Raw genomic sequence first — 24,791 nt, 5'->3', positions numbered from 1 at the left:
ATGGCACCGCAGCTCGTCGTGCACCGCGACAAGGAGCTGATGGCACAGGCCGCGGCGGCCCGGCTGATCACGAAGATCGTGGACGCCCAGGCCGCCCGCGGCTTCGCCTCGGTGGTCCTCACCGGCGGGCGCAACGGCAACGGCCTGCTGGCCGCGCTGGCCGACGCGCCCGCCCGGGACGCCGTCGACTGGGGCCGCCTGGACCTGTGGTGGGGCGACGAGCGGTTCCTGCCCGACGGCGACCCGGACCGCAACGTCACCCAGGCCCGCGAGGCCCTCCTCGACGCGGTCCCGCTGGACCCCAAGCGCGTCCACGCCATGCCGGCCTCGGACGGTCCGTACGGCAACGACGCGGACGCGGCAGCTGCGGCCTACACGGCCGAACTCGCCGCCGCGGCAGGCCCGGAGGACCACGGTCCGGTCCCGTCCTTCGACGTCCTGATGCTCGGCGTCGGCCCGGACACCCATGTCGCGTCGCTCTTCCCGGAGCTTCCGGCGGTGCGGGAGACGGAACGCACGGTCGTCGGTGTCCATGGCGCCCCGAAGCCCCCGCCGACCCGTATCACCCTCACGCTGCCCGCGATTCGTGCGGCCCGTGAGGTGTGGCTGCTGGCGGCGGGCGCGGACAAGGCGAACGCGGCGGCCATCGCTCTGTCGGGCGCGGGCGAGATCCAGGCTCCCGCGGCGGGCGCGTACGGCAGGTCCCGGACCCTGTGGCTGCTGGACGCCGCTGCGGCCTCGCAGCTGCCGCGCGACCTGTATCCGCCGGCCTCGCCCTGAGCCTCGGCTCTCTGCCCTGAGGCCGCGAGCCGGCCGCACGCGCACAGCCGGCTCCGGTCAACCGAACCACGAAGCCCCAGGTCGAAGACCTGGGGCTGACGTGTCGGCCGGGACGCCCGTCGCGCCGTGCGGTCGGCGTCAGGACCGCGGCAGGAACGCCGTCCAGGTGGTGCCGGGGAGGCGGTGCGGTGTCCAGCCGCGGGCATAGCGCGGCCGGTGGGCGCTGCGGCGGATGAGGAGGGCGTCCGCATACCGACCCCGCGTCTGAGGTGAGCCGCACCCCGCGTCGTACGCCGGGGCGAGCGCGAACGTGCCCCCGACCAGACACGGCGGACGGACGCCAAGACCGCGCAGGTCGCGGCCCACCGTCGCGTAGAGAGCGGCGACCCGCGCGGTCTGCGCTGTCGTGTGCGGCAGAACGAGTCCCTGACCGACGAGTTGCAGGGCGACGGCGGCAGCGACGAGGGCTCCGGCCAGGACCGGACTGCGGGCGGCGCGTACCCCGCGGCAGGCGAGGGCGGCGACCGGGAGCGACAGCAGCGCGTAGGCGGGCAGCAGGAAGCGGGGAGCGGAGTACGTGATGAGCAGGAGGTACGGGAAGGCGGTCGCGGCCGCACAGGCGATGGGTACGGCTGCGGCCTCGCCACGGCCGCGACGGACTGCGACGGCGAGCGCGGCCGCGGCGAGCAGGGGCAACGCGAGCCACCACAGCCCGAGTTCGGGGTGGCTGAGGTAGGCGTGGCAGGGACGGCACAACTGCGGGCCGTCCAGACTGCGCCAGGCGTTGCCGAAGTTGAGGTGCAGGCCGATGCCGCCCTCATTGGCGGACGACTGCTGCAGCCGTTCACCGACGCCGCCGAAGCGTACGTACGCCTCGGCGACCCACTCCGCGGCGCCCGCCGCCACGCCACCGATGATCCACGGCAGCGTGCGCCGCCTGTGCCGTACCAGCGCGGCGGCCGTCAGCAGCGGCAGCGCGAGCCAGACGCCGTCGGAGAAGCGGAAGAGCACGGCGGCGGCGAGGCAGCCGGCCAGCCACCAGTGGGCCCGGCGTTCGGCGGGAGCGCGCAGGAACCATCCGGCGGCGCCGACCGCGCTGAGCGCCACCCACAGGTTGGGCATGGCCTGCGGACCGTTGGCCAGGGTCACCCACAGACCGGCGAACAGCAGCGCGGCGAGTGCCGTCGTCCGGCGCCCCGCCAGCGGAGTCCACACCCGGTAGGCCGCCCAGAGCGCGGTCGAGGAGAACAGCGCGAGCACCACCCGCAGTGCGGCGACAGAGCCGGTGATCGCGACGACCGGGGCGACGAGGAGGCTGGTGCCGCGCGAGCGGGGTGCGCTGAAGTAGGCGGCCGGGTGGCGCGGGTCGGCCTGCGAGACGTAGACCGCCTCGTCCCAGCCGAGGGCGTGCCCGAGGCGCGGGACGACGAACAGCACTTGGGCGGCGCAATAGCCGACGGCGACCAGGACCAGCCAGGGAAAGGGACGAGCGATCCGGTGCGGCACGGTCGGTGCGGTCGGTGCGATGGCGGTCATGGTGTCGTGGTCCTGCTCACGTGAAGGACAAGGCGGCCTGGGCGGTACGGGCACGGGCCGTCAGCGCTGCATCACCATCGGCCCGTACCCGTCCTGCCGGTACCGCCCGTCCCGGTCCCGGGCCGCGCCGGTCGGGTCCGGACCTCCGGCCTCGGCAGGGCGGGGTACGGGCACCCGGAGGCGGGCATCGGCCGGCCCCGCCGGCGTGGGGCTCTCCTGGCCCAGCAGCACGTGGCGCACCACTCGCTCGGAGGCGTTCCCGTCGTCGTAGTGGCAGAAGCGCCTGCGGAACGCGGCGCGCAGCTCGGTCGTGCGCTCGTCGTCCCAGGATCCGTCGCGCAGCAGCTCGATCAGCTCGTCCTCGGTGGTGGCGATGGCGCCCGGCGTCTCGCCGGGCTTGCCGGAGAGCAGGTCGAAGGTGACGCCGCGGGACCTGACGTACGTCTCCCAGTCGTCGGCGTAGGTGATGATCGGCCGGTCCAGGCAGGCGTAGTCGAACTGGATCGAGGAGTAGTCGGTGATCAGGGCGTCCGAGGCCAGGCAGAGCTCCTCCACGCTCGGGTGACGGGAGACGTCCAGCAGCAGGCCCTGCTCCTGGAGTTGGGCGAGCCGGGGGTCCTGGGCGTAGAAGTAGTGCGTACGGACCATGAGGAGGAAGCCGGGGCCGAGAGCGCGTGCGACCTTCGCCAGGTCCATCGCCGCCACGTACCCGGTCTGGTAGTCGCGGACGGTGGGGGCGTAGAGCAGCGCCGTCGTGCCGGGGGCGATGCCGAGCCGTTGGCGGGCCCGGGCGACGTCCCGCGCCGTCGACGTGTAGTAGACGTCGTTGCGCGGATAGCCGTAGTCGAGCGAGGTGAAGGCGCACGGGTAGACGCGCTCCCAGTGCTCGGTGGACAGCTGGTTGGAGGACAGGCTGTAGTCCCAGCGGTCCGCGCGCTCCAGGAGCCGGCGGAAGTTCATCCCCTTGGCGGCCGCGGGGAAACGCTGCTGGTCCAGCCCCATGCGCTTGAGCGGGGTGCCGTGATGGGTCATCAGGTGCGTCTGGCCGGGCCGCTTGACGATGTCGTCCGGGAAGTTGACGTTGTTGATGAGGAACCTGGCCCGGGCCATCACCCGCCGGTAGCGGCGGCTGCCCAGGACGACGTGGTCCATGCCCTCGGGTATCTCCCGCACCGCATCGGGCCTGACGACCCACACCCCGTGCACACCCGGCGCGATGTCCTGCGCCTTGCGGTAGATGGCGAGCGGGTTGCAGGAGGGCCCGCGGCCCCAGTACGCCGAGTAGACGGCGAGGTGCTCGTCGATGGGCAGTTGCCGCTGTATCCAGTAGTGGGCCGCCTGGAGGCGCTTGCCGACCGCACGTCTGGCCTTCTTGACCGCCTTCCTCGCCTTCACCCGCGTGTAGTTGACTGCCTTGGCGCTCTGGAACGCGGTGTACGACCCCAGGTTCAGCGCCCTGAACTTGGCTCCGAGCAGTCCGTCGGGCACCTGGAAACCGCTGGGCAGATGGGCGTTGTACATCGCCGAGGCGAGCTTGAAGTACTCCCTGCGGTCGGAGGGGAGGACCCGGGCGGAGCGGGCGAGGGTGTAGAGGAAGTGGCTGGCCATCCGCTGGAAGAGAACGGGCCGCAATGCGTCCAGCTCACGGTGGGCGTCCAGGAAGTCGAACAGCCTCTGGTACTGCTCGAAGATGGTGAAGTGCTCGCGTCCGGGCGTCTTCATCGAGTTGCCCTGCCTGCGCTGCCGGTATTCCACGCAGACACGGTCCAGGCAGGCGCCGGTTTCGGCGGTGAGCATCGCCAGATAGACGACCAGCGCGTCTTCGTACAGTCCGTCGGTGAAGGTCAGGCCGCTGCCGGTGAAGAACTCCCGGCGGAACAGCCGGTTCCACACCACCGCGAAGAGGTTGAACAGTTCGGGCCGGTCGGCAGGCCGGAAGACCTCGTCGCGCGATTCTTCGAGCAGCTGTGCGGTGGCACTCGGCTGCACCATGTTCCACCAGTACGTCCGCACGTGGTCGAAGAGGAGGAGATCCGGGTCGCCGGACTCCGCCAGCCGCTGCTCCATGAAGTGCAGGGCGTTGGCGGTCAGGGTGTCGTCGCTGTCGAGAAAGAGCAGGTACTCGCCCCGGGCGAGCTCGACGCCCAGGTTGCGGGCGTTGCCGATGCCGCCGTTGCTGTCCAGGTGGACGGGCACCACGCGCGGGTCGCGGGCCGCGTACACGTCCAGGATCGCGCCGGAGGTGTCAGGGGAGCAGTCGTCGACAGCGATCACCTCGAAGTCGGTGAAGCTCTGAGTCAGCACGGAGTCCAGGCATTCGCGCAGATAGCCCTGCACCTTGTAGACGGGTATCACGATGCTGAATCGCGGCGTGCCGTGGGCGCTGTTCCGGGTCATGCGTGGTTCTCTCTCCAGGTGGTTTCGGTCGCTCTTGCCGCCGGAGGTTCGGGGGCGGGTCACTCGAAATAGCCGCGCAGCGTCTCTCGGAGGGAAGCCGCGTCGTCGTCTTCCTCCTCGAAGTCCTCCGTAGGACGAACCGTGTCCTCGCCCTCGTTCTCGTCGTCGTTCTCGGGCAGGGCGTCGGTGAGGTCGCTCAGGGCGTCGTCGGAGGCCTCTCCGTCGTGGAACGGGCGGAAGACTCCGGCGAGGAGGCGGAGCCCGCGACGCGGCATCGGCGGCAGAACGGGGCTCGCCGGCACCAGGGGTATCCCAGGCGTGGTCATCGCGCTGATCTCCGTTCCTTACCGGTGGCCGGGTGGCCGCGGTGCGCGACACACGCTGGCGCAGCGAGGTAAGCCGTCCTCGTGACGGGAGTAAGAGCGGAGTGTGGAACTCTTGCCGGGCGCGCTCACCGCCCGGCTTGCCGGCCCTTGTGTACGGGCGGCATGGGGCGAGGCACGACTTCGCCCCGCCGGACGATGTCGTCCGACGGGGCGAAGATGATCTGACCGGGAGCTCGGGCGACCACGAATTCAGGCGGCCAGGGACTCAGCCGGGCGATCGGGAACGCACCCGGGCGGCGGCCTATGCCGCCACCCTCCGGTAGCTGCTGCCGTCGCGTTCCCGGACGAGCAGGCCGTTCTCCACGCAGTACCGCCGCAGCGCCGAGGTGTCGTCGTGGACCGTGCCGAACGCGTCGTTGATCTCGCGCTCGGTATAGCTGCGGTCGACGGTGAAGAGGGTCACCGTCAGGTGGGCGAGCAGTTCACGGCGTACGACAGGACGTACCGGGATCGTGGTCAGCCGCCCCTGCGCGAAGAACCCGGTCAGGCGCCGCGGCACACCGGCCGGGGCCGACTCCGCGGGGCGCTCGCGGCGGAACACGGACGGGTCCGCGCGCAGGGAGCCGTCCGGCAGCCGCTCGACCAGTCCTGCGGCGAGCAGCCGCCCCAGGTGCCTGCGCGCAGCGGCGGAGTCCTCGTCGCGCGGCGGCAGGTCGCCGAGGACGATCCGGGCGTACAGCCGCAGCCGTTCGGGATCGGCGAGTGCGGCCAGAAGCTGGTCCATGGGGGGCCTCCCGGCAGGTGACGGAGCCGGAGCAGTGTCACCTGCCGGGCGGTACCCGCGCATCCGATTAACGGCCGCGCAGCTCGCGGTACTTGGCGACCAGTGCCTTGGTGGACTCGTCGAGCCCCGGCACGTCAGCGCCCTCGGTGAGGGCAGGCTCGACGCGCTTGGCGAGGACCTTGCCGAGCTCGACACCCCACTGGTCGAAGGAGTCGATGTTCCACACGGCGCCCTGCACGAACACCTTGTGCTCGTAGAGCGCGACGAGCTGTCCGAGCACGGAGGGCGTGAGCTCGCGCGCGAGGATCGTGGTCGTCGGGCGGTTGCCCTTGAACGTCTTGTGCGGCACGAGCTCCTCCGGCACGCCCTCGGCCCGCACCTCCTCCGGCGTCTTGCCGAACGCCAGCGCCTGCGTCTGCGCGAAGAAGTTGGCCATCAGCAGGTCGTGCTGGGCGACCAGGCCCGGCTGCAGATCGGCGACGGGGTCGGCGAAGCCGATGAAGTCGGCCGGGATCAGCTTCGTGCCCTGGTGGATCAGCTGGTAGTACGCGTGCTGTCCGTTGGTGCCCGGCGTGCCCCAGACGACCGGCCCGGTCTCCCACCCCACCGGTGTGCCGTCACGGGTCACCGACTTGCCGTTGGACTCCATGTCCAGCTGCTGCAGATACGCGGTGAACTTGGACAGGTAGTGCGAGTAGGGCAGCACCGCATGCGTCTGCGCGCCGTGGAAGTTGCCGTACCAGATGCCCAGCAGACCGAGCAGCAGCGGCACGTTGGACTCGGCCGGTGCGGTGCGGAAGTGCTCGTCGACCAGGTGGAAGCCGTCGAGCATCTCGCGGAAGCGGTCCGGACCGATGGCGATCACCAGCGACAGGCCGATCGCAGAGTCGTACGAGTAGCGGCCGCCGACCCAGTCCCAGAACTCGAACATGTTGGCCACGTCGATGCCGAACTCCGCCACCTTCCCGGCGTTCGTGGACAGCGCCACGAAGTGCTTGGCGACGGCCTCCTGACCGGCCCCCAGCTCGCTCAGCAGCCAGGTGCGCGCGGAGGTCGCGTTGGTGATCGTCTCGATCGTGGTGAAGGTCTTCGACGCGATGATGAACAGCGTCTCGGCCGCGTCCAGGTCATGCACGGCCTCGTGCAGGTCGGCGCCGTCGACGTTCGAGACGAAGCGCACGGTCAGGTCCCGGTCGGTGTAGGCGCGCAGCGCCTCGTACGCCATGGCCGGGCCGAGGTCGGAGCCGCCGATGCCGACGTTGACGACGTTCTTGATGCGCTTGCCGGTGTGGCCGGTCCACTCGCCGGAACGGATCCGCTCGGCGAACGCGCTCATCTTGTCGAGGACGGCGTGGACGCCGGGCACGACGTTCTGCCCGTCGACCTCGATGACCGCGTCGCGCGGGGCGCGCAGCGCGAGGTGCAGCACGGCACGGTCCTCGGTCGTGTTGATCTTCTCGCCCCGGAACATGGCGTCCCGCAGCCCGAAGACGTCGGTGGCGGCGGCCAGGTCACGCAGCAGGGCCAGCGTCTCGTCGGTGACCAGGTGCTTGGAGTAGTCGACGTACAGATCGCCGACCTGGAGCGTGTAGCCCGCGCCGCGCTCCGGATCCGCGGCGAACAGCTCGCGCAGCTGCACCTCCCCCAGCTGCTCCCGGTGCTTGGCCAGAGCGGTCCACTCGGGCGTCTGGTTGAGCCTGGTACGGCCTTCTGCATTCATCTGGGACTTCAGCCTTCTCTTGTACCTGCGTACGTCCTGCGTACCTTGCCCCGCAACACCTCCCAACCTAATTGATCAGGTATCGCCATGAGCGGTCTGCCGGCCGTTGGCGGGTTGAAGGGCAGGCAACAGGGCGGTGACGGACAGGACGAACAGCGCGGCCGCGAGCAGCGCGGGCGTGTTCAGCCCCCAGGCCGTGGCCACGGCACCGCCCAGCAGGGCCCCGAGCGGCGCGCCCGCGACCGCCAGGGTGCGGAAGGCCGAACTGATGCGGCCGAGCATCTCCGCGGGCCCCCGCTCCTGCAGCAGCGTCGTCGTGTTGACGTTCCACACCATGCCCATGAGACCGAAGACCGCCAGACTCACGATCACCGCGCCGAGGCTGCGCACCGTGCCCATCACCACCAGGGCGCCTATCTGCGCCGATCCCGCGATGACGACGCCGCGTATCCGCCCCACCCGGGCCACGAGCCTGCCCTGCACCCATCCCCCGGTCAGGCTGCCGACCGCGTACACCGTCATCGCGGCCGCGTATCCGCCGTTGCCCGCGTCGAGCCAGCCCGTCACGAGGAGCACCATCGTGGCGATCAGTGCGCCCATGCCGATGTTGCAGAGGGCCGTCGCGGCGCACAGCCCTCGCAGTGCCCGGTCGCGCCACAGCGCCCGCAGCCCGGCGGCGATGTCCCCGCGCAGGGTGCTTCCGGCCGGTCTGGGATCACGCTGAGGGACAGAGGTCCGCAAGCCGGCCACGAGCGCCGCCGCCACCAGATAGGTCAGGGCGTCCGCCGCGAACGGGACGGCCATCCCCGCGAGGATCAGCAGGGGCACCACGGGCGCCGCCAGCAGACCGCCGGCGATCTGCTGGCCCGTGAGCAGGCGCGCGTTCGCGCTGCCCAGCGCCTTCTCGTCCACCAGTGTGGGAAGCAGCGCCGTGGCGGCGTTGTCGAAGAGCGTCTGGAGGGTGGTGAGCGCGAAGGCGAGGGCGATGAGCAGCCCTATGGTCGCGTGCCCGAGCGCCACGGCCGCCGCGAAGCCCGCCACCAACAGGCCCCGCACCACGTCCACGCTCCACATGGCGCGCCGCTGGTCCACGCGGTCTGCGACCGCCCCGCCCAGTAGCCCGAAGACGATCCACGGCAGATAGCCGCAGGCCGTCACGGACGCGATCAGCATCGGCTCGTCCGTCAGCGAGGCGGCGAGCAGCGGTAAGGCCGCCGTCCGCAGCGCATCGCCGAATCTCGACAGCACGGCAGCCGTCCACAGGCGTCCGAACCCCCCGCGCCACGTGGGCACCGAGGCACCCACAGCTTCGGTCGTCGTCACAACATCCCCCCTCCTGGTCCCGTGATTCAGAACCGTAGAGGGCACCACTGACAATCGACCGCGAGCGAGGGCGGATCCGAAGCCGCCGGAAGACGACTCCGGCCGGACACCGCACGTGGGTGCCCGGCCGGACCGCAACTCCTAGATCTCGCCCCGCAGTTTGGCGAGCGCCTCGGCGAGGATCGCCTCGCCGTCCGCATCGCTGCGCCGCTCCCGTACATACGCGAGATGCGTCTTGTACGGCTCGGTGCGCGGCGGGTCCGGCGGGTTGTCCCGGTCCTGCCCGGCGGGGAAGCCGCAGCGCGGGCAGTCCCAGGTCTCGGGAACCTGCGCGTCGCTTGCGAAGCTCGGCTGCGTCTCGTGCCCGTTCGAGCACCAGAAGGAGATGCGCAGCCGCGGCGCGGACTCACCGCGCTCGGCCTCGCCCATCGGCCCCGCCCCGACCCGGCTTCCCCGGATCGCGTTGCCACTTGCCACGGTCGTAACTCCCTGCGTGATGGTGCCGCGAAGCACATGGCCTGTCGCTTCGCTGCGGGCGCCTCAGTCTACGTAAGGCCCAACGCGCGTCCAGTGACCGGAGTTACACCCCGGCCAAGACGCAAGCCCCATGATAAGCCGCGTATAAAGAACGCGTACCGAGCATGGGGCCTTACGTGAGCTGTGTTCAGTTGTGACGTGCCGTCGTACCACCGTGGCGTCGTCAGCCCTTGACCTTCATCAGCACGCCAAGTACGACAATGCACGCAAACCACAGCAGACCGATCACCACGGTGATGCGGTCGAGGTTGCGCTCGGCGACCGAGGAGCCGCCGACGGACGACTGCATGCCGCCACCGAACATGTCGGAGAGGCCGCCGCCCTTCCCCTTGTGCATCAGCACCAGCAGCATCAGCAGCAGGCTGAAGACGATCAGGGCGATCGAGAACCCCAAAACCACAGCTGGACCAACTTCCTCGGATTCGGATGAACGACGGGGGCACAGCGACAGCGCTGTGCCCCGCAAGCGTACGACGGATCGCCGCTACCGCATACTCACTGGTCGCGGAGGCGCACTACTCACTGATGGCGGAAGCGCACTACTCACTGGTCGCGGAAGCGCACGATCTTGACGAACTCGTCCGCGTCCAGCGAGGCGCCGCCGATCAGGGCGCCGTCGATGTCGGGCTTCGCCATGATCTCGGCGACGTTGCCCGACTTCACGGAGCCGCCGTACTGGATGCGGACCTGGTCGGCCAGCTCCTGCGTGTACAGCTCGGCGAGCTTGCCGCGGATGGCTCCGCAGACCTCCTGGGCGTCGTCGGCGCCGCAGACCTTGCCGGTGCCGATGGCCCAGACGGGCTCGTAGGCGATCACGATGGACTCGGCCTGCTCGGCCGGGAGGTCCTTCAGGCCGCCCTCGACCTGGCTGAGCGTGTGCGTGACGTGGTTGCCCGCGTCGCGGACGTCCAGCTCCTCGCCGACGCACAGGATCGGGGTCAGGCCGTGCTTGTAGGCGGCCTTGACCTTGGCGTTGACGATCTCGTCGGTTTCGTTGTGGTACTGGCGGCGCTCGGAGTGGCCGATCGCCACGTACGTGCACTTCAGCTTGGCCAGCATCGAGCCGGAGATCTCGCCGGTGTAGGCGCCGGCGTCGTGCGCCGAGACGTCCTGGGCGCCGTACTTGATCTTCAGCTTGTCGCCGTCGACCAGGGTCTGCACGGAGCGCAGGTCCGTGAAGGGCGGCAGGACGGCGACCTCGACGGCCTCGTAGTCCTTGTCGGCCAGGGCGAAGGCGAGCTTCTGGACGTGCGCGATGGCCTCGAGGTGGTTGAGGTTCATCTTCCAGTTGCCCGCCATCAGCGGGGTGCGGGAGCTCACGGGTGTTCAGTCCTCCAGTGCGGCGAGGCCGGGGAGCGTCTTGCCCTCGAGGTATTCGAGGGAGGCGCCGCCGCCGGTCGAGATGTGGCCGAATGCGTTCTCGTCGAATCCCAGGATGCGGACGGCCGCGGCGGAGTCTCCGCCGCCGACGACCGTGAAGGCCTTGGAGTCGAGGAGGGCCTGGGCGACCGCCTTGGTGCCCTCGGCGTAGTCGGGGTGCTCGAAGACGCCCATCGGACCGTTCCAGAAGACGGTGGCCGCGTCGGCGAGCTTCGAGGCGTAGAGATTGCCGGTCTCCGGGCCGATGTCGAGACCCATCGAGTCGGCCGGAATGGCATCGGCGGGGACCGCGGCGGGGTTGGCCGGGGCCTTGGTCTTCAGGTCCGGGAACTCGGGCGCGACCAGCGCGTCGACGGGCAGGACCAGCTCGACGCCGGTCTTCTCCGCGCGCTCGATGTACTCGGTGACGGCCTGGAGCTGGTCCTCCTGGACGAGGGACTTGCCGATCTCGTAGCCCTTGGCCTTGAGGAACGTGAACACCATGCCGCCGCCGATCAGCAGGCGGTCGGCCTTGCCGAGCAGCTGGTCGATGACGGCGAGCTTGTCGGAGACCTTGGCGCCGCCGAGCACGACGACGTACGGGCGCTTCACGTCCTCGGTGAGCTTCTTCAGGACGCCGACCTCGGTGGCGATGAGGTAGCCCGCGTAGTGCGGCAAGCGCGCCGGGAGGTCGTAGACCGAGGCGTGCCCCCGGTGGACGGCACCGAAGCCGTCGCCCACGTACACATCGGCGAGGGCCGCGAGCTGGTCGGCGAACTGGCCGCGCTCGGCGTCGTCCTTGCTGGTCTCGCCGGCGTTGAAGCGCAGGTTCTCGATGACGGCGACCTGGCCGGGCTGGAGGCCGTCCACCGCGCCGTGCGCGGCGGTGCCGACGGTGTCCTGCGCGAAGGCGACGGGCGCGCCGAGCAGTTCACCGAGCCGCTCGGCGGCCGGCAGCAGCGAGAACGCCGGGTCCGGGGCGCCCTTGGGGCGGCCGAGGTGGGAGGCGACGACGACCTTGGCGCCCGCGTCGGCGAGCGCCTTCACGGTCGGCAGGACGGCCCGGATACGGCCGTCGTCGGTGATCCGGCCGTCGGCCAGCGGCACGTTGAGGTCGGCGCGGACGAAGACCCGCTTGCCGTCGACGCCTTCGGCGAGAAGTTCGTCGATCGTCTTCATGGAGTGACTCCTTAGGGATGCTCTGAGGGAAGCTCTGGACGTGCGGCAGGGCCCGGATGCCGCGTCGCGCGTCACCCGAGCCCTGCCGCTCACATCGGAGTGCCTGCCGTGTCAGATACGTATCAGAGCTGGCCGCCGACGAAGACCGTGAGGTCGACGAGACGGTTGGAGTAGCCCCACTCGTTGTCGTACCAGCCGAGGATCTTCACCGAGTTGCCCTCCTGGACCATGGTCAGGGAGGAGTCGAAGGTGCAGGAGGCCGGGTCGCTGACGATGTCCGAGGAGACGATCGGGTCCTCGGTGTAGGCCAGGTAGCCCTTGAGGTCGCCGTCCTCGGAGGCCTTCTTGAACGCGGCGTTGACCTCGTCCTTGGTGACCTCGCGCTGCAGGGTCACGACCAGGTCGGTGGCCGAGCCGGTCGGGACCGGGACGCGCATGGCGATGCCGTCCAGCTTGCCCTTGAGCTGCGGCAGGACCAGCGCGGTGGCCTTGGCGGCACCGGTGGTGGTCGGGATGATGTTCTCGGCGGCGGCGCGGGCGCGACGCAGGTCCGAGTGCGGGAAGTCCAGGATGCGCTGGTCGTTGGTGTACGCGTGGACCGTCGTCATCAGGCCCTTGACGATGCCGAAGTTCTCGTCGAGGACCTTCGCCATCGGCGCCACACAGTTGGTGGTGCAGGAGGCGTTGGAGATGACGTGGTGGTTCGCCGGGTCGTACTTGTCCTGGTTGACGCCCATCACGATGGTGATGTCCTCGTCCTTGGCCGGAGCCGAGATGAGGACCTTCTTGGCGCCGCCGGCGATGTGCTTCTCGGCGTCGGCCTTCTTCGTGAAGATGCCGGTCGACTCGACGACGATGTCGACGCCCAGCTCGCCCCACGGGATGTCGGCCGGGTTGCGCTCGGACAGCACCTTGATGGTGTGGCCGTCGACCGTGATGGTGTCCTCGGTGTGCGACACCTCGGCCTTGAGGCGGCCCAGGATGGTGTCGTACTTGAGCAGGTGAGCGGTGGTCGCGGTGTCACCCAGGTCGTTGACAGCCACGATCTCGATGTCAGCACCCTGCTCCAGCAGCGCGCGGAAGTAGTTACGACCGATGCGGCCAAAGCCGTTGATGCCTACGCGGATCGTCACGAACCGATCTCCTCGTTAGGTACGCCGGTTTTCGACGCCGGCGAGTTTTATTAGGGATGTCCCCGACCGCCTATGACCCTACCTCTCCCAGGCCCCCGAAGTGACATCGAGAGGGCCCCGACGCGGCACGTGCGATGCGTACCAGCCAGTAGGGGTATGGGCCCCTGTTTCAAGGGGATACGGCCGAGAGTCGGGCCGCTCCGATGAGCGGAATCCACTCCTTTATCCGCTCCTCGGCGACCGCGCTCCGGAGCGCCTTGACGACACCGCCACAGGGCCTGAAGTGCACCCGCGCCGCGGTCAAGGCGTCAGGGTCTGACCGTCGTCCGCATTACCGGATACGGCGCCGCGCGTCAACGGCGCCCGCGATGACGGGCGACGCACGGCGCCCGCGCCCCAAATGGGCGCAGCAACCGGAGCGTTGCGTTCAGCGCGACGGACGCCGAAGGGCGGCGGTCAGCCCGCGAGGTTGTCCGCGAGCTCCTCGGAGAGGTTGGACTCCGTCCCCGGGATGCCCAGGTCCTGAGCCCGCTTGTCGGCCATGGCCAGCAGGCGACGGATGCGGCCCGCCACGGCGTCCTTGGTCAGCGGCGGATCGGCGAGCGCGCCCAGCTCCTCCAGGGACGCCTGCTTGTGCTCCATGCGCAGCCGGCCGGCGGCCGCGAGGTGCTCGGGCACCTCCTCGCCGAGGATCTCCAGGGCGCGCTGGACGCGGGCCCCGGCGGCCACGGCGGCGCGGGCCGAGCGGCGCAGATTGGCGTCGTCGAAGTTGGCGAGGCGGTTGGCGGTGGCGCGGACCTCGCGGCGCATCCGCCGCTCCTCCCAGGCCAGCACCGACTCATGGGCGCCGAGCCGGGTGAGCAGCGCGCCGATCGCGTCGCCGTCGCGCACGACGACGCGGTCCACGCCCCGTACCTCACGGGCCTTGGCGGCGATCGAGAGCCGGCGAGCCGCGCCGACCAGCGCGAGTGCCGCCTCGGGACCCGGGCAGGTCACCTCGAGGGAGGAGGAGCGGCCGGGCTCGGTGAGCGAACCGTGGGCGAGGAACGCACCCCGCCAGGCGGCCTCAGCGTCACAGGTGGCCCCCGAGACCACCTGCGGGGGCAGCCCGCGGATGGGCCGGCCGCGGCCGTCCACCAGACCCGTCTGGCGGGCCAGCTGGTCGCCGCCCGCGACCACGCGTACGACATAACGGGAGCCGCGCCGCAGCCCACCGGGAGCCATCACGATCAGCTCGGAACTGTGTCCGAAGATCTCCAGGATGTCCCGCTTCAGCCGGCGCGCCGCCATCGCGGTGTCCAGCTCCGCCTCGATCACGATGCGGCCGCTCACCAGGTGCAGACCGCCCGCGAACCGCAGGATCGCCGAGACCTCCGCCTTTCTGCAGCAGGTCCGGGTGACGGGTAGCCGGGAGATCTCGTCCTTCACCGCTGCCGTCATCGCCATGGGCCGATCCTTCCATGCATCCGAAAAATACGGTCGTACGCGGCAGCCAGCAGCTCCGCGTCGTGCCGGGGGCTGCCGTCGGTCCGGGCGACCGGCGCCAGCTCGACCGCGGCGCCGAACCTCAGGGCGGCCTCGGTCAGCGACTCGCGGTCGGGCACGGCGGCCTCGTCGGCCAGCACCACGTCCAGGGCGAGTTTAGGGGCGTGTCGTCCCAAAACCTCCAAATGACGCTGCGGGGAGAAGCCGGAGGTTTCGCCGGGCTGCGGGGCCAGGTTCAGTGAGAGGACCCGGCGGGCCTTGGTCTCCATGAGGGCGTCGAGCAGCTCGGGCACGAGCAGGTGCGGGATCACGGAGGAGAACCACGAGCCGGGGCCGAGCACCACCCAGTCCGCGTCGAGGACGGCCGCGACGGCCTCGGGGACGGCGGGCGGGTCGTTCGGCACGAGGTGGACGGACTGCACCTCGCCCGGGGTGAGCGCGACGGTGGCCTGGCCACGGACCGTCTCGACCTCGTCGGGCCGCTCCGGATCGTGGCCTCGTACGAGCGCCTGGAGCTCCAGCGGCACCGCGGACATCGGCAGGACGCGGCCGTGCGCGCCCAGCAGCTTGCCGACCAGGTCCAGGGCCTGGACATGGTCGCCGAGCTGCTCCCACAGGGCCACGATCAGCAGATTGCCGACGGCGTGCTCGTGCAGGTCCCCCTTGGACTGGAAGCGGTGCTGGATGACGCGGGCCCAGGTCTGGCCCCACTCGTCGTCGCCGCACAGCGCCGCGAGGGCCTTGCGCAGGTCGCCGGGCGGCAGCACGCCGAGTTCGTCGCGCAGCCGTCCGCTGGAGCCGCCGTCGTCGGCGACCGTGACGACGGCGGTGAGGTCGCCGGTGATCCGGCGCAGCGCGGCAAGCGAGGCGGACAGGCCCATGCCGCCGCCGAGGGCGACGACCTTGGGCTGGGCGCCGCGGCGGCGCCTCCCGGCGCCACCTGTGATCCGGCGGAGCCTGCGGAGCCGGAGATTGGGTTCGCTCATTCGCGGCCCATGTCCCGGTGGACGACGACGGTCTCCACTCCCTCGGAGGCGAGTCGCTTGGCGAGCTTCTCCGACATGGCGACGGAGCGGTGCTTGCCACCGGTGCAGCCGACCGCGATGGTCACATAGCGCTTGCCCTCGCGGCGGTACCCGGCGGCGATGAGCTGGAGCAGCTCGGAGTACTGGTTGAGGAACTCCTTGGCGCCGGGCTGGTTGAAGACGTAGCCGGAGACCTCTTCGTTGAGGCCGGTGTACGGGCGCAGCTCCGGGATCCAGTGCGGGTTCGGCAGGAAGCGGCAGTCGACGACGAGGTCGGCGTCGACCGGCAGGCCGTACTTGTAGCCGAAGGACATCACCGTGGCGCGCAGCTCCGGCTCCTCGTCGCCGGCGAACTGGGCGTCCATCTTGGCGCGCAGCTCGTGGACGTTGAGGCTGGAGGTGTCGATCACCAGGTCGGCGTCGCCGCGCAGCTCGCGCAGCAGATCGCGCTCGGCTGCGATGCCGTCGACGATGCGGCCGTCGCCCTGCAGCGGGTGCGGCCGGCGCACGGACTCGAAGCGGCGGACCAGGGCGTCGTCGGAGGACTCCAGGAAAACGATGCGCCGGGTGACGTTCCTGGCCTCCAGGTCGGCGAGGGACTCGCGGAGGTTGTCGAAGAAGCGGCGGCCGCGGACGTCGACGACGACCGCGATCCGGGCGACGTTGCCCTGCGAGCGGGCGCCGAGCTCCACCATGGTGGGGATCAGCGCGGGCGGCAGGTTGTCGACGACGAACCAGCCGAGGTCCTCGAGACACTTGGCCGCCGTGGACCGGCCGGCGCCGGACATTCCCGAGATGATCACCAGCTCGGGGATCGCGGAGTCGGGAACTCCGTTCCCCTCGGTGGTTGTGCCCGTACTCACCTGTGCTCCATGTTCGGCTTGTGCGCTGGGTGCGCCGGGTGCGTTCTGTGCGCTGCCCGGGCCCGGTGCGCTCGGTTCGTTGCTCGCACTCGGTTCGCTGACTGCGTTCGGTACGTGCTGTTCGCTCTGCGGCCGATGGTCGCTCTCGTTACTGTGTGCGCCCTGTCCGTGTGCGTCGTGCTCGTTCATGTCTCCTGCCCCCGTCTTTCGTCCGAGGCCCCCGCGGCCCCGGCCTCTTGCCCGGAATCCGCGGATGCGGGCTCCTCGTCCTCAATGATCTCTCCTGTGGCCGTGTTCACGGCGGGAGCGGCGGGCGCCGTACGGGCGAGGGCCCCGAGGATCGTCTCGGCCGTCTTGCGGCCCACGCCCGGAACCTCGCAGATCTGCTCGACGGTCGCGGCCCGCAGTTTCTTCACCGATCCGAAGTACCTGATCAGGGCCTGTTTCCGGGCGTCGCCGAGGCCCGGCACGTCGTCCAGGGGGCCCGCCTTGAAGCGCTTGGCCCGCTTGGTGCGCTGATAGGTGATCGCAAATCGGTGCGCCTCGTCGCGTACGCGCTGCAGCAGGTACAGGCCCTCGCTCGTGCGCGGCAGGACCAGCGGGTCGCCCTCGTCGGGCACCCACACCTCTTCGAGGCGCTTGGCAAGGCCGCATACGGCGATGTCGTCGATGCCGAGCTCGTCGAGGGCCTTCTTGGCCGCGGCGACCTGCGGCTGACCGCCGTCGACGACGACGAGCTGCGGGGGGTAGGCGAACCGCTTGGGCCGGCCGGTGTCGTCGATGAGACGGGCGCGGGCATCATCGCCCTCGGTCTCCGCGAAAGACCCGTCCACAGTCGGTTCCGGCGAGGAGCCGCCGACGGCCGGTTGCGCCGAAAAGCCGTCGACGACCTGATCCGCCGGCGTACTGTCCGCGGCCGGTCCGTCCGAGGAGCCGTCCCCGGCCCACTCCCCCGTCTTCTCCTGCTCGGCCAGATACCGCTTGAAGCGACGGGTGATCACCTCATGCATGGACCGCACATCGTCCTGTCCAGCGAAGCCCTTGATCTGGAACCGCCGGTACTCGCTCTTTCGAGCCAGACCGTCCTCGAAGACGACCATGGACGCGACGACGTCGTCGCCCTGCAGATGCGAGATGTCGTAGCACTCGATCCGCAGTGGGGCGCTGTCCAGGTCGAGGGCCTCGGCGATCTCCTCCAAGGCGCGCGAACGCGTGGTGAGGTCCGACGCGCGCTTGGTCTTGTGCAGCGCGAGCGCCTGCTGGGCGTTGCGCTGCACGGTCTCCATGAGCGCCTTCTTGTCGCCGCGCTGCGGTATGCGCAGCGAGACGTTCGACCCGCGGCGGCCGGTGAGCCACTCCTGCACGGGTTCGACGGGGTCGGGCAGCGCCGGGACCAGGACCTCCTTGGGCACCGAGTCGCCGGTCTCCTCGCCGTACAACTGCTGGAGCGCGTGCTCGACCAGGTCACTCGTCGTGACGGCCTCCACCTTGTCGGTGACCCAGCCGCGCTGACCGCGCACCCGGCCGCCGCGGACGTGGAAGATCTGGACCGCTGCCTCGAGCTCGTCCTCGGCGACCGCCATCAGGTCGGCGTCGGTCGCGTCCGCGAGTACGACGGCGTTCTTCTCCATCGCCTTCTTCAGCGCGCCTATGTCGTCGCGCAGGCGTGCCGCCTTCTCGTACTCCATCTCCTCGGCGGCGTCCATCATCTGCTTCTCCAGACGACGGAGGTACGTGCCCGTGCGTCCGGCCATGAAGTCGCAGAACTCCTCGGCGAGTTCGCGGTGCTCGTCGACGGAGACGCGGGTGACGCAGGGGGCGGAGCACTTGCCGATGTAGCCGAGGAGGCAGGGGCGGCCGGTGCGGGCCGCGTTCTTGAAGACGCCCGCGGAGCAGGTACGCACCGGGAAGACGCGCAGCAGGAGGTCCACGGTGTCGCGGATCGCCCACGCGTGCGCGTACGGACCGAAGTAGCGCACGCCCTTCTTCTTGTGGCCGCGCATGACCTGGACCCGCGGGAACTCCTCGTTCATGGTCACCGCGAGATACGGATAGCTCTTGTCGTCGCGGTACTTGACGTTGAACCGGGGGTCGAACTCCTTGATCCAGGAGTACTCCAGCTGCAGCGCCTCGACCTCCGTCGACACCACCGTCCACTCCACGGACGCGGCCGTGGTGACCATGGTGCGCGTGCGCGGGTGCAGGCCCGCGAGGTCCTGGAAGTAGTTCGCCAGGCGCTGGCGCAGGCTTTTCGCCTTGCCGACGTAGATCACGCGGCGGTGCTCGTCGCGGAACCTGTAGACCCCCGGCGAGTCGGGGATCTGTCCCGGCTTGGGGCGGTAGCTGGAGGGGTCTGCCATGCCTCACACCCTACTGGCGGGGACTGACAGCGGGGCGTGCCCGCGGACCTCTCACCCGCGGGATGGAACGGCGGTCCGGCGTGGACCACCGGGGAACGATCCGCCCCAGAACTCCGGGCAATACATGCACCAGCGTGTACGGGGTTCACGTGGGCGTTTAGGCTCGGTCGCAGATACCCACCTTTGATCACGATCACTGCGCTCGTGAGGGTGCGCCGAGAAAGGAACCGTCTCGTGATCGTCGTCGCCGGCGAGGCCCTGATCGACCTCGTTCCGCAGCCGGTACCGAATGACGGCGGCGTGCTGCCGGACCTCGCCCCTCGACTGGGCGGCGGCCCCTACAACACCGCTGTGGCACTGGGCCGGCTCGGTTCCCCCACGGCCTTCTGCTCCCGGGTGTCGGCCGACGCGTTCGGCGAGGCACTGCTGGACGGGCTGCGTGCGGCCGGTGTGGACGTGTCGTACGTCCAGCGCGGCCCGGAGCCGACGACGCTCGCCGTCGCCTCGATCGGCGCGGACGGTTCGGCCGGGTACTCCTTCTATGTCGAGGGGACGGCCGACAGGCTGTTCGCCGTGCCGGACCGACTGCCGCCCGGCACGCGCGCGGTGTCGTTCGGAACCTGCTCGCTGGTTCTGGAGCCGGGCGCGACCGCGTACGAGCAGCTGATGCGGACCGCTGCCGGGCAGGGTGTGTTCACGGCACTGGACCCGAACATCCGGCCGGGGTTGATCCCGGACGCGGACGCCTATCGTGCGCGGTTCCGTTCCTGGCTGCCGCACACCGGCCTGGTGAAGCTGTCGGAGGAGGACGCCGAGTGGCTCGGCGGCGCGCCGAAGGAGTGGCTGGCGGCCGGGCCCGCCGCGGTCGTGCTGACCCGTGGCGGCGACGGCCTCACGGTCCTGACCAGGGACGGCGGGGAGTTCGCGGTGCCGGGCGAGCGCGTCGACGTCGTCGACACGATCGGCGCGGGTGACACGGTGAACGCCGCACTGCTGCACCGGCTCGCCGCGCACGCCACGCTCTCCGTGGAGAGCGTGGCGGCGCTCGGCGAGGACGACTGGCACGACATCCTCGGCTTCGCGGCCCACGCCGCGGCGATCACCTGCTCCCGCCCGGGAGCACAGCCGCCGTACGCCGCCGAACTGGGCGAATAGGTCGACCGGCCGCTGACGACGCGTCGTTCGAACGGGCTGTGCCCCACGGGGAGTTCCCGTGGGGCACAGCACGTCTGGGGCACAGCACGTCTCCAGGGCGGCGTGTGTCCAGGAGCGTCCGCCGGCGGCGGCGTGCGCCGGGCGGTTTACGCCTTCCGGGACGCCGCCGCCTTCTTGGCCGCGGTCTTGGCCGCGGTCTTGGCCGTGGCCGTCTTCCGCGGCGTGGAGTTGACCGCGACGGTCTTCTTGGCCGCCGCCCTGCGCGGTGCCTTGGTCGACGACGCGTCGCTGATGCGGTCGGCGCCGAGGATCTCGCGCAGGAACTTGCCGGTGTGGCTCGTCGGCACCCCGGCGACCTGCTCCGGTGTGCCCTCCGCGACGACGAGGCCGCCGCCGTTGCCGCCCTCGGGGCCCATGTCGACGATCCAGTCGGCCGTCTTGATCACGTCGAGGTTGTGCTCGATGACGATGACCGTGTTGCCCTTGTCGACCAGGTCGGACAGGACCGAGATCAGCTTGCTGATGTCCTCGAAGTGCAGACCGGTGGTCGGCTCGTCCAGGACGTAGACCGTGCGTCCCGTGGAACGCTTCTGCAGCTCGCTCGCGAGCTTCACGCGCTGCGCCTCACCGCCGGAGAGCGTGGGCGCGGACTGGCCGAGCCGGACGTAGCCGAGGCCGACGTCGTTGAGCGTCTTCAGGTGTCGGGCGATCGCGGGCACGGCCTCGAAGAAGCCGAGGGCCTCCTCGATCGGCATGTCCAGCACCTCGGCGATGGACTTGCCCTTGTAGTGGACCTCCAGGGTCTCCCGGTTGTAGCGCGCGCCGTGGCAGACCTCGCACGGCACGTACACGTCCGGCAGGAAGTTCATCTCGATCTTGATGGTGCCGTCGCCGGAGCAGTTCTCGCAGCGGCCGCCCTTGACGTTGAAGGAGAAGCGGCCCGGCAGATAGCCGCGCACCTTCGCCTCTGTCGTCTCCGCGAACAGCTTGCGGACGTGGTCGAAGACGCCGGTGTACGTCGCGGGGTTCGAGCGCGGCGTACGGCCGATGGGCGACTGGTCGACGTGCACGACCTTGTCGACGAGGTCGTCGCCGTCCACGCGCGTGTGCCGCCCCGGAACGTTCCGGGCGCCGTTCAGCTCACGCGCCAGGTGCGTGTACAGGATGTCGTTGACCAGCGTGGACTTGCCCGATCCGGACACACCCGTGACGGCCGTGAGGACGCCGAGCGGGAACGACACGTCGATGTCCTGCAGGTTGTTCTCACGGGCGCCGTGCACCGTGAGCTGCCGCGTCGGGTCGACGGGCCGGCGGATGTCGGGCAGGACGATGGACCTCTTGCCCGACAGATACTGACCGGTCATCGACTCGCTGTTGGTCAGCAGCTCCGCGAGCGGGCCGCTGTGTACGACCTTGCCGCCGTGCTCACCGGCGCCGGGGCCGATGTCGACGACCCAGTCGGCGACCTTGATGGTGTCCTCGTCGTGCTCGACGACGATGAGCGTGTTGCCCATGTCGCGCAGCCGGACCAGGGTCTCGATGAGGCGGTGGTTGTCGCGCTGGTGCAGGCCGATGGACGGCTCGTCGAGGACGTAGAGCACGCCGACGAGACCGGAGCCGATCTGGGTGGCCAGACGGATGCGCTGGGCCTCGCCGCCGGACAGCGTGCCGGCCGCGCGGTTCAGCGACAGGTAGTCGAGGCCCACGTCGACCAGGAAGCGCAGCCGCTCGTTGACCTCCTTCAGGACCCGCTCGGCGATCTTCTTGTCACGGGCGTTGAGCTTGAGCTCGCCCAGGAATTCCGCACAGTCGCTGATCGACATGGCGGAGACCTCGGCGATGGACTTGTCCATGACCGTGACGGCGAGCACGATCGGCTTGAGTCGCGTGCCCTCACAGGTGGGGCAGGGCACCTCGCGCATGTAGCCCTCGAAGCGCTCCCGGCTCGCGTCGCTCTCGGCCTCGCTGTGGCGCCGCTTCACGAAGGGGACGGCGCCCTCGAACGGGGTCGTGTACCGCCGCTCGCGGCCGTACCGGTTGCGGTACCGCACCTCGATCTGCGTCTTGTGCCCGTACAGCACGGCCTTCCTGGCGCGCTGCGGCAGCCCGGCGAACGGGATGTCCGTACGGAACCCGAGGGCCTCGGCGAGCGCGCCGACGAGCCGCCCGAAGTAGTCCTTGGTGTGGCCGTGCGACCAGGGGTGGATGGCTCCCTCGTCGAGGGACTTGTCCTCGTCGGGGACGATCAGCTCGGGGTCGACCTCCATGCGCGTACCGATGCCGGTGCAGTCCGGGCAGGCGCCGAAGGGCGAGTTGAAGGAGAACGAGCGGGGCTCGAGCTCCTCGAAGGACAGGTCGTCGTACGGGCAGTAGAGGTGCTCCGAGTACATGCGCTCGCGCTCGGGGTCGTCCTCGGGGAGGTCGACGAAGTCGAGCACGACCATGCCGCCGGAGAGGCCGAGGGCCGTCTCGACGGAGTCGGTCAGCCGGCGCTTGGCACTGTCCTTGACCGTGAGGCGGTCGACGACCACCTCGATGGTGTGCTTCTCCTGCTTCTTCAGCATCGGCGGCTCGCTGAGCTGAATCGTCTCGCCGTCGACGCGGGCACGGCTGTACCCCTTCGTCTGAAGGTCGCTGAAGAGGTCGACGAACTCGCCCTTGCGCTCGCGCACGAGCGGCGAGAGGACCTGGAAGCGGCTGCCCTCGGGCAGCTCGAGGACCTTGTCGACGATCGCCTGCGGCGACTGGCGGGAGATGGGGCGGCCGCACTCGGGGCAGTGCGGCTTGCCGATGCGCGCGAACAGCAGGCGCAGGTAGTCGTAGACCTCGGTGATCGTGCCGACCGTCGAGCGCGGGTTGCGCGAGGTCGACTTCTGGTCGATCGAGACGGCCGGGGAGAGACCCTCGATGAAGTCGACGTCCGGCTTGTCCATCTGCCCGAGGAACTGCCGGGCGTACGAGGAGAGCGACTCGACGTACCGCCGCTGGCCCTCGGCGAAGATCGTGTCGAAGGCGAGCGACGACTTGCCCGACCCGGACAGACCCGTGAAGACGATGAGGGAGTCGCGCGGAAGGTCGAGCGAGACGTTCTTCAGGTTGTGCTCGCGCGCTCCACGGACGATGAGACGGTCGGCCACGCCGGTCCGCACCTTTCTTGAGAGAAGCGACAGGGGCGGGGCCCCCGTCTCTCACAGACTAGGGGGAGCCACCGACAGCGCCGGATGGGTTTCGCTGGTTGGTAACAATTCCGGACCTTCCAGCATGCCCGACGCCTCGCTCGAGCCTATAGCACGCACATTCGATTTTGGTCGGTGCTCCACCACCTTCACCCGATCGTGTGGCGGGGCTATCGTCGGCCTCATGAACGATCATGTGCGCGACCTGGCGTCTGTACGTGACGCGACCGACCGGCTGCTGACCGCAGCCGCCGAACTGGACAACGCGTCCGTCGCCGAGCCGTCACGGCTTCCCGGCTGGACTCGCGGCCACGTTCTCGCCCATCTCGCGCGCAACGCGGACGCGCTCGTGAACGTCCTCGCCGGGCACCCCATGTACGCGACCCCCGAGCAGCGGGATGCCGACATCGAGCGGGACGCCCCGCGCCGGCTCGGGGAACAGCTCGCGGACATACGCGAGAGCGCCGCCCGCTTCCAGGAGGCGGGCGCGGCGCCCGCGGACTGGTCCCGCACGGTGGAGCTGCGGGGCGGCGTGACGGATGCGGCGTCCCGGGTGCCGTTCCGGCGGTGGATCGAGGTCGAGCTGCACCACGTGGATCTGGGGATCGGCTACGAGCTGGAGGATCTGTCAGAGGAGTTCACGCAGCGCGAGATCAACTTCCTCGCCCGTCGATTCCACCACCATCCCGGCGTGCCCGCGCTGCTGATCAAGCAGGACGACGGCCGTGCGCTGGCCACCGGGGCCGTCGAGAGCCTCAGTCTGGAAGAGATCGAGCGTGGCCGTGAGCCCCGGTTCGATCTCACGGTCAGCGGCCGCCGGGCCGATCTGCTCGGCTGGCTCGCCGGGCGCCGCGACGGTTCGGGCCTTACGGCGACGGGCGGGTCCTCCCTGCCCGTACTGCCACCGCTGTGACCCCCTGAGTAGGCTGACTGCCATGACGTACAGCGGAGCGGTGAAGGTCGGCGGACCTGCGGACGTGCACGAGTTGCAGGACCTGATGATCTCCAAGGTCGCGGTCGGCCCGATGAACAACAACGCCTATGTGCTGCGCTGCCGGGCCACGGACGAGCAGCTGCTGATCGACGCGGCCGCCGAGCCGGAGACGTTGCTGACGCTGATCGGTGCCGACGGCATCGCGTCCGTCGTCACCACCCACCGCCACGGCGACCACTGGCAGGCGCTGGCGCAGGTGGTGGAGACCACGGGCGCACGCACCTACGCCGGGCGGTACGACGCGGAGGGCATCCCCGTCCCGACCGACGTGCTGGTCGAGGACGGCGACACGATCCGCGTGGGCCGCGTCGAGCTCACCGCCCGCCACCTGGTGGGCCACACCCCCGGCTCGATCGCCCTCGTCTACGACGACCCGCACGGGCACCCGCACGTGTTCACGGGCGACTGCCTGTTCCCGGGCGGCGTCGGCAACACATGGAAGGACCCGAAGGCCTTCGCCAGCCTCCTGCACGACGTGGAGACGAAGATCTTCGACCCGCTGCCGGACGAGGCGTGGGTGTACCCGGGGCACGGCAACGACACGACGCTGGGCGCGGAGCGCCCGCATCTGCCGGAGTGGCGCGCGCGGGGCTGGTGACCGCGCACCGCATGCCCCGGCGCTCGTCCCGTCGCGGTCCTCACCCGTGTCGGCGGCCTCG

General features: G+C 70.2%; 20 protein-coding genes. 4 read left to right on the top strand and 16 right to left on the bottom strand.

Features of this window, described 5'->3' with window-relative positions; all coding sequences use genetic code 11:
• Positions 1-780 carry a 6-phosphogluconolactonase gene (gene pgl, locus ACWD4J_RS02715; RefSeq protein WP_451393620.1) on the top strand — a complete coding sequence of 260 codons (780 nt, stop codon included), beginning with the start codon at positions 1-3 and terminating at the stop codon, positions 778-780.
• 138 nt (positions 781-918) lie between these two features.
• On the opposite strand, the gene ACWD4J_RS02710 is transcribed toward pgl, so the two are convergent.
• From ACWD4J_RS02710 to uvrC, 15 genes are all read right to left on the bottom strand, one after another.
• Positions 919-2,316, bottom strand: a complete 1,398-nt coding sequence (locus tag ACWD4J_RS02710; RefSeq protein WP_451393426.1) for a hypothetical protein — start codon at positions 2,314-2,316, stop codon at positions 919-921.
• A gap of 60 nt (positions 2,317-2,376) precedes the next feature.
• Entirely contained in the window at positions 2,377-4,713 is a 2,337-nt protein-coding gene (locus ACWD4J_RS02705) for a bifunctional glycosyltransferase/CDP-glycerol:glycerophosphate glycerophosphotransferase (RefSeq protein WP_451393425.1), read from the bottom strand.
• Positions 4,714-4,772: 59 nt separating this feature from the next.
• Entirely contained in the window at positions 4,773-5,039 is a 267-nt protein-coding gene (locus ACWD4J_RS02700; protein WP_451393424.1) for a hypothetical protein, read from the bottom strand.
• 301 nt (positions 5,040-5,340) lie between these two features.
• Entirely contained in the window at positions 5,341-5,598 is a 258-nt protein-coding gene (locus ACWD4J_RS02695; RefSeq protein WP_451393619.1) for a DUF2087 domain-containing protein, read from the bottom strand.
• A gap of 292 nt (positions 5,599-5,890) precedes the next feature.
• The gene (gene pgi / locus ACWD4J_RS02690) at positions 5,891-7,543 is read right to left on the bottom strand and encodes a glucose-6-phosphate isomerase (protein ID WP_451393423.1); all 1,653 of its coding nucleotides are present in this window, start codon (positions 7,541-7,543) and stop codon (positions 5,891-5,893) included.
• Positions 7,544-7,618: 75 nt separating this feature from the next.
• The gene (locus ACWD4J_RS02685; RefSeq protein ID WP_451393422.1) at positions 7,619-8,866 is read right to left on the bottom strand and encodes an MFS transporter; all 1,248 of its coding nucleotides are present in this window, start codon (positions 8,864-8,866) and stop codon (positions 7,619-7,621) included.
• Between the two features lie 141 nt (positions 8,867-9,007).
• Entirely contained in the window at positions 9,008-9,343 is a 336-nt protein-coding gene (locus tag ACWD4J_RS02680; protein ID WP_003976875.1) for an RNA polymerase-binding protein RbpA, read from the bottom strand.
• Positions 9,344-9,566: 223 nt separating this feature from the next.
• Positions 9,567-9,797, bottom strand: coding sequence for a preprotein translocase subunit SecG (gene secG, locus ACWD4J_RS02675; protein ID WP_451393618.1), 231 nt, complete (start codon positions 9,795-9,797; stop codon positions 9,567-9,569).
• 149 nt (positions 9,798-9,946) lie between these two features.
• On the bottom strand, positions 9,947-10,723 hold the full coding sequence (gene tpiA / locus ACWD4J_RS02670; protein ID WP_451393421.1) for a triose-phosphate isomerase: 777 nt from the start codon (positions 10,721-10,723) through the stop codon (positions 9,947-9,949).
• Between the two features lie 6 nt (positions 10,724-10,729).
• A complete protein-coding gene (locus tag ACWD4J_RS02665) occupies positions 10,730-11,941 on the bottom strand; it encodes a phosphoglycerate kinase (protein ID WP_451393420.1) in 1,212 nt (403 codons plus the stop codon).
• 122 nt (positions 11,942-12,063) lie between these two features.
• Complete coding sequence (gene gap / locus ACWD4J_RS02660; protein WP_451393419.1) at positions 12,064-13,074, bottom strand: type I glyceraldehyde-3-phosphate dehydrogenase; 1,011 nt, start codon at positions 13,072-13,074, stop codon at positions 12,064-12,066.
• A 456-nt stretch (positions 13,075-13,530) separates the two neighbouring features.
• Positions 13,531-14,520 (bottom strand): DNA-binding protein WhiA, encoded by a 990-nt coding sequence (gene whiA, locus ACWD4J_RS02655; protein ID WP_351296384.1) that lies wholly within the window; start codon positions 14,518-14,520, stop codon positions 13,531-13,533.
• A complete protein-coding gene (locus tag ACWD4J_RS02650; protein ID WP_451393418.1) occupies positions 14,511-15,545 on the bottom strand; it encodes a gluconeogenesis factor YvcK family protein in 1,035 nt (344 codons plus the stop codon). The genes whiA and ACWD4J_RS02650 overlap by 10 nt, the downstream gene beginning before the upstream one ends.
• The gene (gene rapZ / locus ACWD4J_RS02645) at positions 15,542-16,636 is read right to left on the bottom strand and encodes an RNase adapter RapZ (RefSeq protein ID WP_451393417.1); all 1,095 of its coding nucleotides are present in this window, start codon (positions 16,634-16,636) and stop codon (positions 15,542-15,544) included. The genes ACWD4J_RS02650 and rapZ overlap by 4 nt, the downstream gene beginning before the upstream one ends.
• The gene (uvrC, locus tag ACWD4J_RS02640) at positions 16,633-18,807 is read right to left on the bottom strand and encodes an excinuclease ABC subunit UvrC (RefSeq protein ID WP_451393416.1); all 2,175 of its coding nucleotides are present in this window, start codon (positions 18,805-18,807) and stop codon (positions 16,633-16,635) included. The genes rapZ and uvrC overlap by 4 nt, the downstream gene beginning before the upstream one ends.
• Before the next feature lie 234 nt (positions 18,808-19,041).
• On the opposite strand from uvrC, the gene ACWD4J_RS02635 reads away from it, so the two are divergent.
• On the top strand, positions 19,042-19,962 hold the full coding sequence (locus ACWD4J_RS02635) for a carbohydrate kinase family protein (RefSeq protein ID WP_451393415.1): 921 nt from the start codon (positions 19,042-19,044) through the stop codon (positions 19,960-19,962).
• A 146-nt stretch (positions 19,963-20,108) separates the two neighbouring features.
• Here ACWD4J_RS02635 and uvrA read toward each other — a convergent pair whose 3' ends face one another.
• Complete coding sequence (gene uvrA / locus ACWD4J_RS02630; protein WP_451393414.1) at positions 20,109-23,099, bottom strand: excinuclease ABC subunit UvrA; 2,991 nt, start codon at positions 23,097-23,099, stop codon at positions 20,109-20,111.
• A 223-nt stretch (positions 23,100-23,322) separates the two neighbouring features.
• Between uvrA and ACWD4J_RS02625 the strand changes: the two genes are divergently transcribed.
• A complete protein-coding gene (locus ACWD4J_RS02625) occupies positions 23,323-24,051 on the top strand; it encodes a maleylpyruvate isomerase family mycothiol-dependent enzyme (protein WP_451393413.1) in 729 nt (242 codons plus the stop codon).
• 22 nt (positions 24,052-24,073) lie between these two features.
• A complete protein-coding gene (locus ACWD4J_RS02620) occupies positions 24,074-24,730 on the top strand; it encodes an MBL fold metallo-hydrolase (RefSeq protein ID WP_451393412.1) in 657 nt (218 codons plus the stop codon).
• Positions 24,731-24,791: the final 61 nt, after the last annotated feature.

This window comes from Streptomyces sp. NPDC002577, assembly GCF_053594815.1.
Note: the sequence above shows the minus strand (reverse complement) of the source record. Positions and strands in the feature narration are given on the sequence as shown.